This is a genomic window from Rhizobium sp. SG570, assembly GCF_012275345.1.
In the GTDB taxonomy this organism is placed as follows: Bacteria; Pseudomonadota; Alphaproteobacteria; order Rhizobiales; family Rhizobiaceae; genus Rhizobium; species Rhizobium lusitanum.
In genome coordinates this window covers 171,541-187,862 of record NZ_JAAZQI010000009.1, presented here as the reverse complement: position 1 = coordinate 187,862, position 16,322 = coordinate 171,541, and the positions used below count along the sequence as shown (strand labels likewise).

The window sequence follows — 16,322 nt, the reverse complement described above, 5'->3', positions numbered from 1 at the left end:
AAAGCTAAAGGCAACCTGGCAAATACGGAAGTGGCTGGCGTTGATGGCCGCTACAAAAGGTTTTGATCGATCAAGCCGGCATGCCCATCCGCATGACATCGGATCACGAGGATGGGCGGCTAGCGATCAGGCGCAGCCGGGCACGTCTTCCAGCTTGTACCAGACGGGAATGCCGCGCTCGCGGGCGATGCGGACATCATTGTCGGCGCCCTTGGACTCACCCGGCAATCTCAGAACACCCTCGCAAAGCTGAAGCAGGCGACCGGCGGTCGGATGGAAGATCTCCTCATAGAGGTCGTCGCCGACGCTCCTGCCGCCGGCGGCATGCCAAACCGGCAAGGCCACCCATTCGCCGATGACAGGCAGATGCCCGGCCTTGAACAGGGCATAGGACGGCGCCTCCAGGCGCTTGAGATTTTCGGCCATTTTAACGGGGTTATCCCCGGTGCCGGAACGATAGGGGCCGGCGATCAGGATCAACATGTCACATCTCCTTTTTCTCCTGCTTGCTGCAGGAATTTGCACGAATATGCGCATATTTTCTTGATTGTCGACTCTATTCTGGTAGATTCATGAAAATTCATGAATTATCGTGCGGAAACAAACATGCTCACCAGCCAAAGAAAAGCTCTCATTCTCGATATTCTGCGCCGTGACGGCCAAGTCATCGCCAAGGCGCTGGCCGATGATCTCGGCCTCTCCGAGGACACGATCCGCAGGGACCTGCGGGAAATGGCTGGGGAAAAACTGCTGAAGCGGGTGCATGGCGGCGCACTGCCGCTCTCGCCCGACCTGCCGGACTTTTCGGCCCGGCAAAGCGTCTCCTCGGATGAGAAGCGGCGGCTCGGCGCCCATGCGGCTGGCATGGTTCGGCCTGGCCAGACCGTATTCCTCGATGGCGGCACCACCAACGCCGAGATTGTCCGCCACCTTCTGAAAGATCTGCCCGTCACCATCGTCACCCACAGCCCGACGATTGCCGGCGAGCTGGAACATCATTCCGCCGCCGACGTCATTCTGATCGGCGGCAAGCTCTACAAGCATTCGATGGTGGCAACGGGCGCCGTGGCCATGGCGGCAATCGCATCAATAAGGCCGGATACGTTCTTTCTCGGCGTCACCGCCATCCATCCCGCTCGCGGATTCTCAACCGGCGACTTCGAGGAGGCCGCCATCAAGCGGCACATCGCGCAATGTTCGGCGGAAACCTATGTGCTGGCAACGCGCGAGAAGCTGAATGCCGCCTCTCCCTGCCAAATCCTGCCGATGACGAGCGTCTCCGGCTTGATCGTATCGTCCGATATCCCTGAGGAAAGCCTGGCTCCCTATCGCGATGCGGAGGTGCCCCTCTTGACGGCCTGATGAAAGTGCCACCATTCAACAGCCGGGAAAAATGCGGCATTGGAAATTGCTTCGCAATGATCATGATCCGGCCGAAGATTGATCCTATGCCGGCCTGATACCAGTGCATTTCAAGAGCATCCCAAAGAGGTTACGATCGCATATGAATGAGCGCCGGATTCATCAGCTCTTCGAAATCAGCGTCCTGTTAAAGGGCGCGCATGCATTGATCGAATGCATCGGCGGCATCGTCCTTGGGCTTGTCAGCACCGAGTCGATCCTCCGGCTGGCGAACAGGGTCTCACAGCCCGAACTGCTCAACGATCCGAAAGACTTCGTTGCGACGCATCTGCTTGCCTGGGCGCAGGGTTTCTCCGTCGGCACCAAGAACTTCTATGCCTATTACCTACTGAGCCACGGGTTGGTGAAGATACTGCTCGTCATCGGTTTGCTCAGAGGCAAGATGTGGGCCTACCCGGCATCATTGGTGGCTTTGGCGCTTTTCATCGCCTACCAGCTCTACCGCTTCACCGAGACGCACGGCATCGGGCTCATCATCCTCACCGTCTTCGATTTGGTGGTGATGATCCTGATCTGGCAGGAATACAGGATCGTGCGGCAGCACGTGCCGGCCGAATAGAACGAAAATCGAGCGGAATCAGCTGGGGAATACTACGCCATCAAAGCCGCCGCCGGCCTGATATCCCCGACATGGATGCCGTTCCAATTCCTGAACGGTCTGTTGGCCATGGCCATAAGGCCGGCGTGAACTTCGCCATCTTTTTCGAAGAAACGGGAGAGCGCCGTCGTCACCATAACTTCGGCGGCGCGACCATTGCCGTCGTCGCATTTGACTGAGATGGCGATGCCCTGTTCGGGGATTGCAGCGCAAAAGACGCCTTCGGCACCGGTCTTGGCAAAGATGCGGCCGGGCGCGATCTGCATCAGCTTCGTGCAGGCGCGGTCGGTGCCGGCAACGTAAAAAGGCTCTGCCATGCAGGCCTCGAACAGCCGGCGTGACGCCTTGGCGCGCAGCGGCTCCAGGCCGACGCCGGTTGCCATCCTTGCAAAGCCTTGCGCCAGCCCCTTGAGCGGTACGGAATAGGTCGGGATCGAGCAGCCGTCCGTGCCGCAATTGTCATGGCCGAGAACCGCCCCGGTGAGGCTTTGCATCGTCTCGCGGATCTGCTGCTGCAGCGGATGGTCGTAGCCGACATAATCTGTCGGATCGATACCCTGATGGCAGCAGGCGCAGACGAAGCCCGCATGCTTGCCCGAGCAATTGTTGTGCAGGGCCGTTGGCTTGTCGATGGTGCGCGCCTGATGGATGACCGTCTTCAGATCGGAAGACCAATGCGCGCCACATTCGAGCGTGCCGACATCACGACCGGCGCGGGCGAGCATGGATGCGGCGAGCGCGACATGCTCATCCTCGCCATTGTGGGAGGAACAGGCAAGCGCCAGCTCCCTGTTGCCGAAACCGTATGCATCGGCGGCACCGCTTTCGACCAGTGGCAAAGCCTGCATCGCCTTGCAGGCCGAGCGGGGAAACACGCCCCGTTCGATATCGCCGACCGAAAAGACCAGCTTCCCCTCTCCGTCGACCGCAACGACGGAGCCGCGATGGCGGCTCTCCACCAGGGCACCACGGGTGACTTCGACGCAGACGGGATTGAACATGACGGAATGCAGCCTCTGATTTGCCGGGATGGCCAGTGATAGCCGCTGCACCCCGGATTGCCAATCTCCGATGACATCGACGGCTCTCAAAAAGACCCCAGCCGAGACTGCTCCGAACCCTTGGCTGCGGCGAGAGGTTCCGCCGCCGTCAAATCCAATTTTCCAAGTTATAACTTGTTTTAATTTCGCAGTGATGTAATTTTCCAAATTATAACTTGGAAAATAATTGCCTACTAGGGAAACGCCGAGGATCTTCCGATGTCGAGCATCGAAAACACCATGCCGCCCAAACCCGCCTCCCTCTTCACGCTATTCTCGCCAAGGCTCTTGCCTGCGACGCTGATGCTCGGCGGTGGCGTTACGCTCTATGCCGTGGAAGCCTATATCATGGCCACGGTTGCACCTTCGATCGTTCGGGATATCGGCGGCCTGGAGCTGTTTTCCTGGATGACGACGCTTTTCGTCGCCGCTGGCGTACTCGGTTCAATCACCGTCGCAACTAGGCCGAAAGGCATGGGTCTGCGTGCTGTCTATATCGCGGCCGCCATCCTATTCGGCGCCGGCAGCCTGATTTGCGCCGCCGCGCCGGCAATGCCGGCGCTGTTGGTTGGTCGCGCCGCGCAGGGCTATGGCGCCGGCATGCTGTCCGGTCTCGCCTATGCCTTCATTCGCTTCGTCTATCCCGAACCTCTGTGGCGCAAAGCGTCCACGCTCTATGCTGCCATCTGGGGCGCAGCGACAGTGCTCGGACCGACGCTGGGCGGCTTCTTCGCCGCCGGAGGCGCCTGGCGCGAGGCCTTCATCGTCCTGGTGCCGCTGACCCTGGTCATGGCAGTTTCAGCACGGTGGCTGCTGCCTGACGTCGCCGACGACCGGGCCGAGCAAAGGACGCCGCTCACGCAGATCATGCTTCTGCTTTCCTCGGTGCTGCTTGTCAGCGTCGCCGGCACCATCGAACATGGGTCCTACAAGGTCGTGCTGATCGTAGTTTCAATCGCGGTCATCGCGGCGATGGTAGTCATCGAGCGCAGAAGCAATGCCCGGCTGCTGCCAAATGGCGCCGCCATGATTACCAACCCGATCTCACGGCTCTATCTGACGATGTTCGTGCTCATAGTGGTGCTGACGAGCGATATCTACATCCCCTATTTTCTGCAGACGCTGCATGGCGTGACGCCCCTGGTCTCGGGCTATCTCGTTGCGCTGGTAGCGCTCGGCTGGACGATCGGGGCTTTCTTCAGCGCCTCGTTTTCGGGCAGGCGGGCGGCCGTCGCCATCGTAACCGGCTGCATCCTTGAAACGGCCGCCACCGCAGCCTTGATCCCATTCATGGCGACCACCGCTTCCTTTGGCGATCTTGTCCAGCTCGCGCCCGCCGTCGCCGCCATGTTCCTGATGGGCTTCGGCGTCGGCATCGGCTGGGCACATCTCGTCACCAGGATCATCAGTATCGCCAGCCGGGCCGAGCAGGACAAGGCATCGGCAGCGATCTCGATGGTTCAGTCGCTCGGCGGCGCATTCGGTGCGGCGCTCGCCGGCGTCATCGTCAACGGCGCGGGACTGACCCATCCGGGCGGCATTGCCGGAAGCCTGTCAGCGGCGACCTGGCTCTACGCACTGATGGCACTGCCCGGCCTGATCGCCATCGCCATGTCCGTGACGATCAAGCCAGCTTCAGCATGATCTTGCCGATATGGTCACTGGTCTCCAGCAACCGGTGCGCCTCGATCACATCGTCAAAGGCAAATACCCGATGAATGACGGGGGCAATCGTGCCCTCGTCCAGCAGCGGCCAGACCTGGGAGACAAGGTCGTCGCGGATGGCCCGCTTTTCCTCCGCCGTGCGCGGGCGCATGGTCGACCCGGTCACCGTCAGGCGCTTGACCATGATCGGCTGCAGATTGACCTTGTCAGCCACGGCGCCGCCGAGGAAGGCGATGATCGAGAGGCAGCCGTCGCGGGCGAGCGAGGCCAGATTCTTCTCCAGATAGGCAGCACCGATCATATCGAGGATGATATCGACGCCACGGGTCGTTTCCGCCTTGATGACCTCGGCAAAATCCTCTTGCCTGTAATTGATGGCCCGCTTCGCGCCGAGCTTCTCGCACGCCTCGCACTTTTCTTTCGATCCGGCCGTCGTGTAAACAGTTGCGCCGAAAGCGCGGGCAAGCTGGATCGCCGTCGTGCCGATACCGCTGGAGCCGCCGTGGATCAGCACGCTTTCGCCTTCGGTCAGGCCGGCCATCTGGAAGAGATTGGCCCATACGGTGAAGAAGGTTTCGGGGACCGCCGCGGCGCGCACTGCATCATAGCCATTGGGAAATCGCAGGGCCTGACCGGCCGGCAGCACGCAATATTCGGCATAGCCGCCGCCGTTGGCAAGGCCGCAGACCTTGTTGCCAATGGCGAATTCCTTGACGCCGGGGGCGACGTCGACGACCTCGCCGGCTATTTCGAGGCCGAGTATCGGGCTGGCATCCTTGGGCGGCGGATACGTGCCCTGCCGCTGCGCCACATCCGGCCGGTTGACGCCGGTGGCCTCGACACGAACCAGGATCTCGCCTGCTTTCAGAACCGGCAGAGGCTTCCGGGCGATGGTCATGACCTCCGGTCCGCCGAAAGACGGCAAATCCACGAAACGCATTTCAGACGGCAAGGGCATGGCGTATTTTCCTCTCCAGTAAAGCAGTGGAGATAGTTTAGCGCAGGGCGCTTGAAAAGGCGCGAATGCGGGAGGGCGTCAATTCGTCTCGGCCAGACTGAGGAATGCGACGCCGGCGGCGCTCTCCTTCGCCTTCGTCTTGATGCCTGCGATGGAGGTACTGACGCGGTTGATATTGTCGATCACCAAACCTTCTGGCAGTTGCAGGATGCCGATGGAGCAGCGCATCAGCGGGAACTCGGCCTCGACGCCGCTACGGTCATGACCGCGAATGCGGCCGGCCGCCCGGTCCTCCGCCGAATAGAGATCGAGAACATCAGCATGAAAATCGGCAAGCAGCCGGTCCAGGATTTCGCGAAGCTCCTCCATGCTCCAGCCGGCGACGCCGATGAAGAAATCGTCGCCGCCGACATGGCCGAGGAAATTGCGCTCGGCAAAGAAGTAGCGGCGCATCAGCGCCGCGAACAGCGAGATGGCATGATCGCCCAGATGGAAGCCGTAGGCATCGTTGAACGGCTTGAAATTGTCGAAGTCGCAATAGCAGAAGTGCCTGACCTCATCGCCGTCGCGACCGGCACCCTGCATGAAATCATGGATCGCCCGGTTACCCGGCAGGCCGGTCAGCGGATTCTGATCCTGGGCGATCTTGAGCTGCTTTTCGTTGATGACCTTGATCAGCGACGCAGCCGAAACAATACCGGCATAATGCGTGCCCTCGGTGACGATCAGGCAATCGCTGCTTTCCATATTGGCGAAGATCGCCATCAGCGTATCGGCATCGGAATCGAGGCCGACGATCGGCGCCATCTCGACGAAATGCGAGATCGAGCGCTCGTAGACCTTGTTCTTCAGGAGATCGCGCCCGAAGGGCTGATAGATGTATTCCTTGAGCTGGTATTCATGGATGATGCCCCGCGGCTCGTCATTGGCGTTCACGACCGGGAAATAGGCCCGGCGCGGATTGCGGCGGAAGAGCTCGAAGACGCTGTCCATGCTGTCGCCCTCACGAATGGTCGGCAGCACTTCGATCTGCTTGCGGATGAGAATTTCGTCCAGGGACTGGCTGTTGCGCATCGTTTTGCCAAGGTCCTGCAGATGCGGATAGCTCTGTTTCAGTTCATTGACCAAAACCGTCGGGCGCGCAATGAACCAACCCTGGACGAGATCCACCCCGAATTCGCGGCAGGTCAGGAACTCCGCCTCGGTTTCAATGCCTTCGGCAATGACGCGGGTGCCGAGGACATGGGCGATATTGACGAGGTTTCTGAGAATGTGGCGCTTGCGGGCGCTGCGATCGATATTGACGATGAGATGCCGGTCGATCTTCAGGTAATCGACGGGGTAATCGGACAAAAGCTTCATTTCGCCGTGGCCGACGCCGAAATCGTCGATAGCCAGCTTGAAGCCCGCATTGCGCATCCGTGCAACCAGATCACGGAACTCGGGCACGCTCGTATTGTCGAAGCGCTCGGAAAACTCGAAGCAGACGGAGGAAGGGGCGACACCCGCCTTTCTCATGTGCTGCAGCAAGCCATCGACCAGTGCGACGCCCTGCGGGATCAACCGGACATCGAGATTGAGGAAAAGAGTGGCGGCAACGGCATTGGGCAGGGTGGCGAATTTCGCCAGTGCGCGGCTTGTGACCATCTGCTCCAGCCCGAAAAGCTGGCCGGTGCGCTCGGCTTCGTCGAGTATATCGACCGGGCTGTCGAAACCGATACGCTCCTGTCCGCGCATCAGGGATTCATAGCCGAAAACAGTGCCGGTGCCGGCCTCCACGATCGGTTGGAGCGCATTTTCGATAACGAGTTTGGCGAGAGTGACAATCTGGTCGCTGGCATACCGGCGCAATAGGCCCGGCTCGACTGCGGCAGTCAGGGACATGCCCATCTCCACTTGCGGATTCTTGATCTAATTATTTGAGTAAAACTTTGTATTTACCGCGTTTTCAACCCAAGATGCGCCAGAAGACGTCAACGAAACCTTTCCCCTGTGTGAAAGTTTCGTGAATGGTAAAGGTATATTAACCATCCATTCAGCGGCCACGAGCAAGGGATCCGCGACGATCTTCCGATGTTGCGGAGGCCTTGCGGCTCAGTTGTGCCGGCGTCTCTCCGCCTCGTAGTCGGCGAACATGTCAGCAACGCAACGGCTGCTTTTTACCGCCGTTTCCAGATCTTTGGCTGCTTGGGGCGCATCGCAAATGTCGCCGCGCTTGCGTGCGGCATCCCACATGCGCAGGGCCTCCCGCACGACTTCACTGCTCGAGGCGTAGGTGCCGGTGTCGACTGCGGCACGAATGCCTGCGGCCTGAAGCGGAGAGATGGAAACCGTTACCATCGGCATGATATTCCTCCCTTGACGTTGTTTAAGCGGAATTTTCGCTGGAGACATATTCTGCGGGCTTAAACAGTGCCTGTGAGACACGTCCTTCGGACATGCATGCTCCAGTTGATGGCACCGTCGTTACATTCGTTCGACGCCGTTCCGCCTTACACGGCAACAGGCAAAGAGTAGCGCTGCTCACGCTCCTTGTCAAAAAGTAGTAGTTCGTTACTCCTTAGGAAGCGGTCTACCGCCTGAGGAAGAGGCCGAAGGCCACCTGCGTCCAGCCCTGGAAAATCAGATCAAACGCCAGGAAAAGACCGAGAATCCACAGGCTGTTGACCGGCCAGCCAAGCGCGATGGCGATGCCGGCGATGGCGGTTGCAACGCCGCTGATGACGATCCAGAACCAACCGCTCTCGGGCTTCACCTTGCGGCCGACCCAGACGCGAAATGTGCCGGCGATGAGCAGCGCGATGGCGAGGAACAGGGTCAAGGCCTCGGAGGCCAGCAAGGGATTGGTAAAGGCAAGGACGCCGGCAAGCGTATAGAGCAGGCCGCTGAGCACCCAGAACAGGATATGCTCCCAACCCCGCACCTGAAAGGCATGCGCCAGATGCACGATGCCGCCGATCAGCATCAGCATGCCGACATAGTACACCGAGGCTACGGTGGCGATAAACAGATTGCCGAGAGCTATGCCGCCGCAAATCAGCAGCAAGATGCCGAGGCCAACAAACCAACCCCACTTGTCGCGCATCGCGGATGGGGGAACTTCATTAGGAATATCGACCATGACTGTACCTCCTCCTGTCAGGAAGTATGGCACAGAAATGCAACTCGGAAAGAGGCTGCGGATTTTTTGACGCGGCCCGGTCCGGCACGAGATTTTTTTGTTGATTGATCAGTCAATCAAAAATACACTCGCTCCAAGCCTTCAGGAGTCACGCATGCCGAAAGTCGGAATGGAACCGGTGCGCCGCAAGGCGCTTGTGGATGCGGCGATGCGCGTGATCGGCGATCACGGCTCGCTGACCGTTACCATGTCCGAAATCGCCAAGCAGGCGGGCGTTTCCCCTGCCCTCGCGCATCATTATTTCGGCAGCAAGGAACAGTTGCTGATCGAAACCGTCCGCGCTCATCTACAGCGCCTGCGCGACAGCGTCGTGACGGCGCTCCGGGCCGCGAGAACACCCCGAGAGAAGCTGTCAGCCGTCATTCGCGTCAGTTTCCAGGCGGACCAGTTCGCACCGGAAACGATCGCCGCATGGCTCGCCTTCTATGCCGAGGCGCAACGCTCCGAGGAAACGCGCCGCTTTCTCGTTATCTACGCGCGCCGGCTGCATTCGAACCTGGTGGCAAATCTGAAGCCTCTGTGCCCGGCCGAGGACGCGGAGCGTATCGCCGAAGGTGCCGCTGCCATGATCGACGGGCTTTATATCCGTCAGAGCCTGCGATCCGCTCCGATCAGCATCGAGGCGTCGATCGCGCTGACCGAGGATTACCTGACGACCTACCTCAACGCGCTGAAAGGCTGAAGAGCATGCTGACCGTATGGGGCCGTAAATCGTCATCCAACGTACAGGCGCTGATGTGGTGCATCGGCGAGCTCGGCCTTGCCTATGAACGCATCGATGCGGGCTTCAAATATGGCGTCAACGACACCGCTGAATTTCTAGGGATGAATCCGAACGGCACCGTTCCGGTGCTGCGCGAGGATGATGGCGAGCCGCTCTGGGAAACAGGCGCCATCATCCGCTATCTCGCCGCGCAACATGGCGATGAGGCCTTCTGGCCGGATGACGCGCGACGCCGCGCTCAGATCGACAAATGGGCTGAGTGGGCCAAGCTCAACATTACGCTGAACTTCACCGGCCCGGTGTTCTGGCGCGTGGTGCGCACCGCACCGGCTCTGCAAGACCAACAGGCCATTGCGGCGGCGCTGACTGCGCTCGGCGCGAAACTCGACATCGCCGAGAGGCAACTCGAGCGGCATCGCTTCCTTGCAGGAGATGACCTGACGCTGGCCGATATACAATTCGGCCATGTGCTCTATCGCTATTTCGACATCGATATCCCGCGCCCCTCCCTTCCGCGGCTGGAGCGCTATTACGAAAACCTGACCGAACGACCTGCCTTCCGGGAGCATGTCATGGTGTCTTACGAAGAACTGAGGGTTCTATGATGCGCGCACAACCGAAAGCCTCGCATTTCATCGACGGCGAATATGTCGAGGATACCGACGGAACCGTCATCGAAAGCATCTACCCCGCCACCGGCGAGGTGATCGCACGGCTGCACGCGGCAACACCTGATATCGTCGAGAGGGCCATTGCCAGCGCCAAGCGGGCGCAGCCGGAATGGGCTGCGATGAGCCCGACGGCGCGCGGCCGCATCCTGAAGCGTGCCGCCGACATCATGCGCGAGCGCAACCGCGAGCTTTCCGAGCTCGAGACACTGGATACGGGCAAGCCGATCCAGGAAACCATCGTCGCCGACCCCACTTCCGGCGCCGACAGTTTCGAATTCTTCGGCGGCGTCGCGGCAGCCGGCCTCAACGGCTCCTACATCCCGCTCGGCGGCGATTTCGCCTATACCAAGCGCGTGCCGCTTGGCGTCTGCGTCGGGATTGGCGCCTGGAACTATCCGCAACAGATCGCCTGCTGGAAGGGAGCGCCTGCACTTGTGGCGGGCAACGCCATGGTGTTCAAGCCTTCGGAGAACACGCCGCTCGGCGCGCTGAAGATCGCCGAGATCCTCATCGAGGCCGGTCTTCCCAAGGGGCTCTACAACGTCATCCAGGGCGACCGCGAAACCGGGCCGTTGCTCATCAACCATCCCGACGTCGCCAAGGTTTCGCTGACCGGCTCGGTGCCCACTGGCCGTAAGGTCGCCGCTGCGGCCGCGGGCAACCTCAAGCATGTCACCATGGAGCTCGGCGGCAAGTCGCCGCTGATCGTCTTCGAGGATGCCGACATCGACAGCGCCATCGGCGGCGCCATGCTCGGCAATTTCTATTCGACCGGCCAGGTCTGCTCGAATGGCACCCGCGTTTTCGTCAACAGGAAGATCAAGTCCGAATTCCTGAAGCGGCTGAAGGCTCGCACCGAAGCGATGCTGATCGGCGACCCGATGGACGAGGCGACCCAGATCGGCCCAATGGTCTCCTGGGCGCAGCGCGAGAAGGTGCTGTCCTATATCGAAAAGGGCAAGGCGGAAGGCGCGACACTGGTGGCCGGCGGCGGCATTCCGAACAATGTCTCCGGCGAAGGCTACTATATTCAGCCGACCGTCTTCGCCGACGTGACCGACGACATGACCATCGCCCGCGAGGAGATCTTTGGGCCGGTCATGTGCGTTCTCGATTTCGATGACGAGGCTGAGGTCATCGTCCGCGCCAATGCCACCGAATTCGGCCTCTCCGGCGGCGTCTTCACCGCCGATCTCACCCGCGCCCACCGCGTCGTCGACCAGCTCGAGGCCGGTACGCTGTGGATCAATGCCTACAATCTCGCACCGGTGGAAATTCCCTTCGGCGGCTCGAAGCAATCCGGCTTCGGCCGCGAGAATTCGCTCGCAGCACTAGAGCATTATTCGGAATTGAAGACGGTTTACGTCGGTATGGGGCCGGTGCAGGCGCCTTATTGATCTACCTCCCCTTGAGGGGAGGTCGCCGCATAGCGGCGGGTGGGGGTGACCAGCCGCTATGCGCATACCAACGATCACCCCTCCCCGGCCTTCGGCCGACCCTCCCCTCAAGGGGAGGGTATAGAACCGCCTCGACTTTCGCCGCTATCCACCTGGAGCACATGGTCATGCAAGCAGATTTCGTCATCGTCGGCTCGGGCTCGGCCGGCTCCGCCATGGCCTACCGCCTGTCGGAGGATGGCAAGCATTCGGTCATCGTCCTTGAATTCGGCGGCAGCGACTTCGGCCCCTTCATCCAGATGCCGGCGGCCCTTGCCTGGCCGATGAGCATGGACCGCTACAATTGGGGCTATCTTTCCGAGCCGGAGCCGCAACTTAACAACCGGCGCATCACCGCGCCGCGCGGCAAGGTGATCGGCGGCTCCTCCTCGATCAACGGCATGGTCTATGTGCGAGGCCATGCGGAAGATTTCAATCGCTGGGAAGAACTCGGCGCCCAAGGCTGGGCCTATGCCGACGTGCTGCCCTATTTCAAGCGGATGGAACACTCGCACGGCGGCGAGGAAGGCTGGCGCGGCACCGATGGGCCGCTGCATGTGCGCCGCGGGGACGCCCGCAATCCGCTGTTCCATGCCTTCATCGAGGCGGGCAAGCAGGCAGGCTTCGAGGCGACCGAAGACTATAATGGCAGCAAGCAGGAAGGCTTCGGCCTGATGGAGCAGACGACCTGGATGGGCAGGCGCTGGTCTACGGCGACAGCCTATCTCAAGCCCGCCCTCAAGCGGCCGAATGTCGAGCTCATCCGCTGCTTCGCCCGCAAAATCGTCATCGAAAATGGTCGCGCCACCGGCGTCGAAGTGGAACGCGGCGGCAAGATCGAAGTCATCAAGGCGAACCGCGAGGTGATCATTTCGGCCTCTTCGTTCAATTCGCCGAAGCTGCTGATGCTCTCGGGCATCGGACCGGCGCAGCATCTGCGCGATATGGGCATAGAGGTGAAGATCGACCGCCCCGGCGTCGGCGCCAACCTGCAGGACCACATGGAATTCTATTTCCAGCAGACCAGCCTGAAGCCGGTTTCGCTCTATTCCTGGCTGCCCTGGTACATGCAGGGGATTGTCGGTGCTCAATGGATGTTCTTCAAATCGGGCCTCGGCACCTCGAACCAGTTCGAAGCCTGCGCCTTCCTGCGCTCGGCACCCGGCGTCAAGCAGCCCGACATCCAGTATCACTTCCTGCCGGTCGCCATTAGCTACGACGGCAAGGCGGCGGCCAAGAGCCATGGCTTCCAGGCGCATGTCGGCTACAATTTGTCCAAGTCGCGCGGCGCAGTCACCTTACGCTCGTCCGATCCGAAGGCCGATCCCGTGATCCGCTTCAACTACATGAGCCATCCGGAGGACTGGGAAAAATTCCGGCATTGCGTGCGCCTTACCCGCGAAATCTTCGGGCAGAAGGCCTTCGACGACTATCGCGGGCCGGAAATCCAGCCAGGCCCGGGCGTCCAGACGGACGAACAGATCGACGCCTTCCTGCGTGAGCATCTGGAAAGCGCCTATCACCCCTGCGGCACCTGCAGGATGGGCTCGAAGGACGATCCGATGGCAGTGGTCGATCCGGACACCCGCGTTATCGGCGTCGACGGGCTGCGTGTCGCCGACAGCTCGATCTTCCCGCACGTCACCTACGGCAATCTGAACGGCCCCTCGATCATGACCGGCGAAAAGGCCGCCGACCATATCCTCGGCAAGCAGAGGCTGGCGCGCTCGAATCAAGAACCGTGGGTCAATCCGCGCTGGGAGACGAGCGACCGGTAAGATCGACAGGCATCAGTGATAGTCTTCCTCGCGCTGAGGCCTGATCGCCAATATCGTCACCGTCTCGCTATCCTCGATTTCAAACAGCGCGACGTAACCGGCAGACCCAAACGGAATGACGAGCTCGCGGAGAAATGGATTATCCACCGATGCCTTGCGGCAGCTGAACGGAAAGTCCGCTAACATCTTCATCGCACTTTCAATGACCGAAATGGCACGTTTGGCGGTGTTCTCATCGCGGTCGAGCAGATAGGCATAAAGCCGCTTGATATCGTCACGAGCCGAGCTGGCATAGCGAACTGCATATTTCAATTTGCTTTGCGCGCTATCTTTGCTGCAAGCATCTCCTTCAATTCGCCAACCACCTCATCGGCGCTATAATAGATCCCTGTACGCTTGGCTTCCTCTCGCGCAGCCAAGCCGTGCGCGATGAATTCCGCGTGTGCCCGTCTGTGATCGATTTGAGCCCTTAGCGAATTCTCCACAAAAGCCGAGAGCGTTTCCCCCTCTTTCAGCACACTCTCAGCGGCGGCGCGCAGTTCCGGGTCGACTCTTAACGAAGGAATGGAAGCGGATTTTATGACCCACCTTTGTGCGTTGCAATTGCGATGCAATTGGAACATGTCAACGCTCATGTAAACGTCCGCGGTTAATTGAAGTCTTGTAAGACAGTGTGAGTATCCTCATCCGCCATTTTTAAGCAGACTGTTCAGACTTGAGTCCTAAATGGACACATCGCTCGATCCACCGGTTAAAAAGCCTCATGCCCCCCATCTATCGCAAGTCCAAGCTGCTCCGCCGTTCCCGCGTCTTCTGGGGTTCGTTTCAGCTCTGGCGGCCGCGATTGGTCTTCTGGACGGGGGCTCTGGCGATCGGCGTGATCAGTGTCGGCTTTGCGAAGCTTGCCGATCTGGCGCAGCGCGCCTTTGCGGGTGTTACCCATTCCGGAGAATGGACTTGGCTGCTGCCGCTCGTGCTGACGCCGCTTGGCTTCGTGCTGTCAGCCTATCTGGCCACGACCTTGTTTCCCAACGCGCAAGGGAGCGGTATTCCGCAGGCAATCGCCGCGCGGCATCTGCATCACCCCGAGGACCGTACGAAACTGCTGTCGCTACGGCTTGCCTTCGGCAAGATCGTGCTGACCGTTCTCGGGCTCCTCAGCGGCGCCTCGATCGGCCGCGAAGGACCTACGGTGCAGGTCGGCGCGTCCTTCATGCTGGCCGTTGCCCGGTTCGGCGGTATGGCGCAGGCGAAGGGGTTGATCCTTGCCGGCTCCGCGGCCGGCATCGCGGCAGCCTTCAACACGCCGCTTGCCGGGATCGTCTTTGCCATCGAGGAGATGAGCCGCACCTATGAATCGCGTGCCAACGGCCTGGTATTGACGGCCGTCATCCTTTCCGGCCTTGCAGCTCTCGGCCTTTCGGGCAGCTATAATTATTTCGGCACCGCCGATGCCGCGCCGACGATGCTCAGGGATTGGATCGTCATGCTGATCTGCGGCGTCGGTGGCGGCGCTCTCGGCGCCACCTTCAGCGGATTTGCGCTCTATGCCGGCATCCGCATCCGCCGCTGGGCGCAGCCTCAGCCGCTCCAGCGCATGCTGATCCTTGCCGGCCTGTGCGGCCTCGTCGTGGCCGCCATCGGCGTCTTCTCGGGCGGCCAGACCTTCGGCACCGGCTACGACCAAGCCCGCGGCGCTGTGGAGGGACATGCCCTGCCCGCGCTCTTCTTCGTCGAAAAGCTGCTTGCGAGCTTCCTGTCGATGATCTCAGGCATTCCCGGCGGCATCTTTGCGCCTTCGCTTGCCGTCGGCGCCGGCTTTGGCAGCACGGTCGGCCAACTCGTCGGTGGCGGTGTCGCACTTGCGGCAATTCTCGGCATGGCCGGCTATTTCGCCGGCGTCGTCCAGGCACCGATGACGGCCTTCGTCATCATCCTGGAAATGACGGGCGACCATCAGGCAGTGATTCCAATCATGGCGGTCTCGATGATCGGTTATGTGACGTCGCGGCTGCTATCGCGCGAGCCGCTTTATCACGGCCTGTCGCGCGTCTTCATCGCGGCGGCCATCCGCGCGCGGCGTGCCATGGAGAAGGAAGCGGGCGAGGAAACCGCCGCTCACTAAAGGTCAGGCCATCAGCCTCGTGACCGCGGCACCGTCAGGCTGCGCCACCGCATCGGCGATGGTCGTCGAGAAAAGAACCTTGCGGGTTGCATCGGCGACCCTGGCGAAGACATGCCGGATTTCGCAGGTCTGCTCACCGTCACAATCGTCACAACGACGATAGGCGGTGAGCGACAGACAGGGCAGCGGCGCCAGCGGCCCGTCGATGACGCGCAGGATCTCGCCGAAGGTGATTTCGTCGGCCGGCTTGCGGAGGAGATAACCTCCCTGCTTGCCGCGCCGGCTGATCACGATGCCCTGATGCTTCAGGTCGAGAAGGATCTGCTCCAGAAACTTTTTCGGGATCCTTTGCTGCGCCGCGATATCGGAAATCATCATCGGCGCGCCTGCCTCGGACTGGGCAAGGGCCGATAGCGCACGCAGCGCATATTTTGCTTTCTGAGTAATCATTTCGAACCGCTTACACACACATGCGATACGTTCGGCCGATCGGTTCAGCCGGATCGTTTGAGAACTCTGCAGACTTCGTCCACGGCTAATTCCGGAGCGAAGACACCAATGGGGCAACGTCGGGAAAACGCTGGCAACCCAGCCTTGTTTTCATTCTTTTGTCTCTATGCTCATAGTTTAGCTCAAAATCCGCCAATATGCATCATTTTGGCCATCACTTCCGATTTCCGTTTGACAAGCTATGTGTAACTCTACTATTTCTATAGACATTAAA

General features: G+C 60.4%; 17 protein-coding genes. 8 read left to right on the top strand and 9 right to left on the bottom strand.

Annotated elements, in window-relative coordinates; genetic code table 11:
* Positions 1–126 precede the first annotated feature (126 nt).
* Entirely contained in the window at positions 127–483 is a 357-nt protein-coding gene (locus tag FHT28_RS19425) for an NUDIX hydrolase (RefSeq protein ID WP_037193584.1), read from the bottom strand.
* Between the two features lie 123 nt (positions 484–606).
* Here FHT28_RS19425 and FHT28_RS19420 point away from each other — a divergent pair, with 123 nt between their 5' ends.
* Together FHT28_RS19420 and FHT28_RS19415 are read left to right on the top strand one after the other, a co-directional pair.
* Positions 607–1,362: a DeoR/GlpR family DNA-binding transcription regulator gene (locus FHT28_RS19420; protein ID WP_168597068.1), complete on the top strand. Its 756-nt coding sequence runs from the start codon at positions 607–609 to the stop codon at positions 1,360–1,362.
* Positions 1,363–1,504: 142 nt separating this feature from the next.
* Positions 1,505–1,981 (top strand): DUF2127 domain-containing protein, encoded by a 477-nt coding sequence (locus FHT28_RS19415; protein WP_051963340.1) that lies wholly within the window; start codon positions 1,505–1,507, stop codon positions 1,979–1,981.
* A gap of 32 nt (positions 1,982–2,013) precedes the next feature.
* Here the strand turns inward: FHT28_RS19415 and FHT28_RS19410 are convergent, their stop codons facing one another.
* Positions 2,014–3,021 carry an asparaginase gene (locus tag FHT28_RS19410; RefSeq protein WP_168597125.1) on the bottom strand — a complete coding sequence of 336 codons (1,008 nt, stop codon included), beginning with the start codon at positions 3,019–3,021 and terminating at the stop codon, positions 2,014–2,016.
* 258 nt (positions 3,022–3,279) lie between these two features.
* Here FHT28_RS19410 and FHT28_RS19405 point away from each other — a divergent pair, with 258 nt between their 5' ends.
* A complete protein-coding gene (locus FHT28_RS19405) occupies positions 3,280–4,704 on the top strand; it encodes an MFS transporter (RefSeq protein ID WP_168597067.1) in 1,425 nt (474 codons plus the stop codon).
* On the opposite strand, the gene FHT28_RS19400 is transcribed toward FHT28_RS19405, so the two are convergent.
* From FHT28_RS19400 to FHT28_RS19385, 4 genes are all read right to left on the bottom strand, one after another.
* Positions 4,685–5,683, bottom strand: a complete 999-nt coding sequence (locus FHT28_RS19400) for an NAD(P)H-quinone oxidoreductase (RefSeq protein ID WP_168597066.1) — start codon at positions 5,681–5,683, stop codon at positions 4,685–4,687. The two genes, FHT28_RS19405 and FHT28_RS19400, sit on opposite strands and share 20 nt — an antisense overlap.
* 78 nt (positions 5,684–5,761) lie before the next feature.
* Positions 5,762–7,567, bottom strand: coding sequence for an EAL domain-containing protein (locus FHT28_RS19395; protein WP_047559776.1), 1,806 nt, complete (start codon positions 7,565–7,567; stop codon positions 5,762–5,764).
* Between the two features lie 210 nt (positions 7,568–7,777).
* Positions 7,778–8,029, bottom strand: a complete 252-nt coding sequence (locus FHT28_RS19390; protein WP_047559563.1) for an amino acid ABC transporter — start codon at positions 8,027–8,029, stop codon at positions 7,778–7,780.
* 226 nt (positions 8,030–8,255) lie between these two features.
* Positions 8,256–8,804: an HdeD family acid-resistance protein gene (locus FHT28_RS19385; RefSeq protein WP_168597065.1), complete on the bottom strand. Its 549-nt coding sequence runs from the start codon at positions 8,802–8,804 to the stop codon at positions 8,256–8,258.
* 154 nt (positions 8,805–8,958) lie between these two features.
* On the opposite strand from FHT28_RS19385, the gene betI reads away from it, so the two are divergent.
* The 4 genes from betI to betA all read left to right on the top strand — a co-directional run bounded on the left by betI (position 8,959) and on the right by betA (position 13,473).
* Positions 8,959–9,546 (top strand): transcriptional regulator BetI, encoded by a 588-nt coding sequence (betI, locus tag FHT28_RS19380; protein ID WP_113119244.1) that lies wholly within the window; start codon positions 8,959–8,961, stop codon positions 9,544–9,546.
* Positions 9,547–9,551: 5 nt separating this feature from the next.
* Positions 9,552–10,193: a glutathione S-transferase family protein gene (locus tag FHT28_RS19375; RefSeq protein WP_113119245.1), complete on the top strand. Its 642-nt coding sequence runs from the start codon at positions 9,552–9,554 to the stop codon at positions 10,191–10,193.
* On the top strand, positions 10,193–11,656 hold the full coding sequence (betB, locus tag FHT28_RS19370; RefSeq protein WP_047559773.1) for a betaine-aldehyde dehydrogenase: 1,464 nt from the start codon (positions 10,193–10,195) through the stop codon (positions 11,654–11,656). The genes FHT28_RS19375 and betB overlap by 1 nt, the downstream gene beginning before the upstream one ends.
* 167 nt (positions 11,657–11,823) lie before the next feature.
* Positions 11,824–13,473 (top strand): choline dehydrogenase, encoded by a 1,650-nt coding sequence (betA, locus tag FHT28_RS19365; protein ID WP_168597064.1) that lies wholly within the window; start codon positions 11,824–11,826, stop codon positions 13,471–13,473.
* A gap of 12 nt (positions 13,474–13,485) precedes the next feature.
* Here betA and FHT28_RS19360 read toward each other — a convergent pair whose 3' ends face one another.
* Positions 13,486–13,785: a type II toxin-antitoxin system RelE/ParE family toxin gene (locus tag FHT28_RS19360; protein WP_047638856.1), complete on the bottom strand. Its 300-nt coding sequence runs from the start codon at positions 13,783–13,785 to the stop codon at positions 13,486–13,488.
* Complete coding sequence (locus FHT28_RS19355; RefSeq protein ID WP_113119281.1) at positions 13,782–14,054, bottom strand: YlcI/YnfO family protein; 273 nt, start codon at positions 14,052–14,054, stop codon at positions 13,782–13,784. The genes FHT28_RS19360 and FHT28_RS19355 overlap by 4 nt, the downstream gene beginning before the upstream one ends.
* Before the next feature lie 182 nt (positions 14,055–14,236).
* Here FHT28_RS19355 and FHT28_RS19350 point away from each other — a divergent pair, with 182 nt between their 5' ends.
* Positions 14,237–15,598, top strand: coding sequence for a chloride channel protein (locus tag FHT28_RS19350; protein WP_037193561.1), 1,362 nt, complete (start codon positions 14,237–14,239; stop codon positions 15,596–15,598).
* A gap of 3 nt (positions 15,599–15,601) precedes the next feature.
* On the opposite strand, the gene FHT28_RS19345 is transcribed toward FHT28_RS19350, so the two are convergent.
* Positions 15,602–16,048: an Rrf2 family transcriptional regulator gene (locus FHT28_RS19345; RefSeq protein ID WP_037193559.1), complete on the bottom strand. Its 447-nt coding sequence runs from the start codon at positions 16,046–16,048 to the stop codon at positions 15,602–15,604.
* Positions 16,049–16,322: the final 274 nt, after the last annotated feature.

Excerpts from the sequence above, each read along its gene's own strand:
- FHT28_RS19425 (WP_037193584.1), bottom strand. The coding sequence starts at position 483 with ATGTTGATCCTGATCGCCGGCCCCTATCGTTCCGGCACCGGGGATAAC.
- FHT28_RS19420 (WP_168597068.1), top strand. The coding sequence starts at position 607 with ATGCTCACCAGCCAAAGAAAAGCTCTCATTCTCGATATTCTGCGCCGT.
- FHT28_RS19415 (WP_051963340.1), top strand. The coding sequence starts at position 1,505 with ATGAATGAGCGCCGGATTCATCAGCTCTTCGAAATCAGCGTCCTGTTA.
- FHT28_RS19410 (WP_168597125.1), bottom strand. The coding sequence starts at position 3,021 with ATGTTCAATCCCGTCTGCGTCGAAGTCACCCGTGGTGCCCTGGTGGAG.
- FHT28_RS19405 (WP_168597067.1), top strand. The coding sequence starts at position 3,280 with ATGTCGAGCATCGAAAACACCATGCCGCCCAAACCCGCCTCCCTCTTC.
- FHT28_RS19400 (WP_168597066.1), bottom strand. The coding sequence starts at position 5,683 with ATGCCCTTGCCGTCTGAAATGCGTTTCGTGGATTTGCCGTCTTTCGGC.
- FHT28_RS19395 (WP_047559776.1), bottom strand. The coding sequence starts at position 7,567 with ATGTCCCTGACTGCCGCAGTCGAGCCGGGCCTATTGCGCCGGTATGCC.
- FHT28_RS19390 (WP_047559563.1), bottom strand. The coding sequence starts at position 8,029 with ATGCCGATGGTAACGGTTTCCATCTCTCCGCTTCAGGCCGCAGGCATT.
- FHT28_RS19385 (WP_168597065.1), bottom strand. The coding sequence starts at position 8,804 with ATGGTCGATATTCCTAATGAAGTTCCCCCATCCGCGATGCGCGACAAG.
- betI (WP_113119244.1), top strand. The coding sequence starts at position 8,959 with ATGCCGAAAGTCGGAATGGAACCGGTGCGCCGCAAGGCGCTTGTGGAT.
- FHT28_RS19375 (WP_113119245.1), top strand. The coding sequence starts at position 9,552 with ATGCTGACCGTATGGGGCCGTAAATCGTCATCCAACGTACAGGCGCTG.
- betB (WP_047559773.1), top strand. The coding sequence starts at position 10,193 with ATGCGCGCACAACCGAAAGCCTCGCATTTCATCGACGGCGAATATGTC.
- betA (WP_168597064.1), top strand. The coding sequence starts at position 11,824 with ATGCAAGCAGATTTCGTCATCGTCGGCTCGGGCTCGGCCGGCTCCGCC.
- FHT28_RS19350 (WP_037193561.1), top strand. The coding sequence starts at position 14,237 with ATGCCCCCCATCTATCGCAAGTCCAAGCTGCTCCGCCGTTCCCGCGTC.
- FHT28_RS19345 (WP_037193559.1), bottom strand. The coding sequence starts at position 16,048 with ATGATTACTCAGAAAGCAAAATATGCGCTGCGTGCGCTATCGGCCCTT.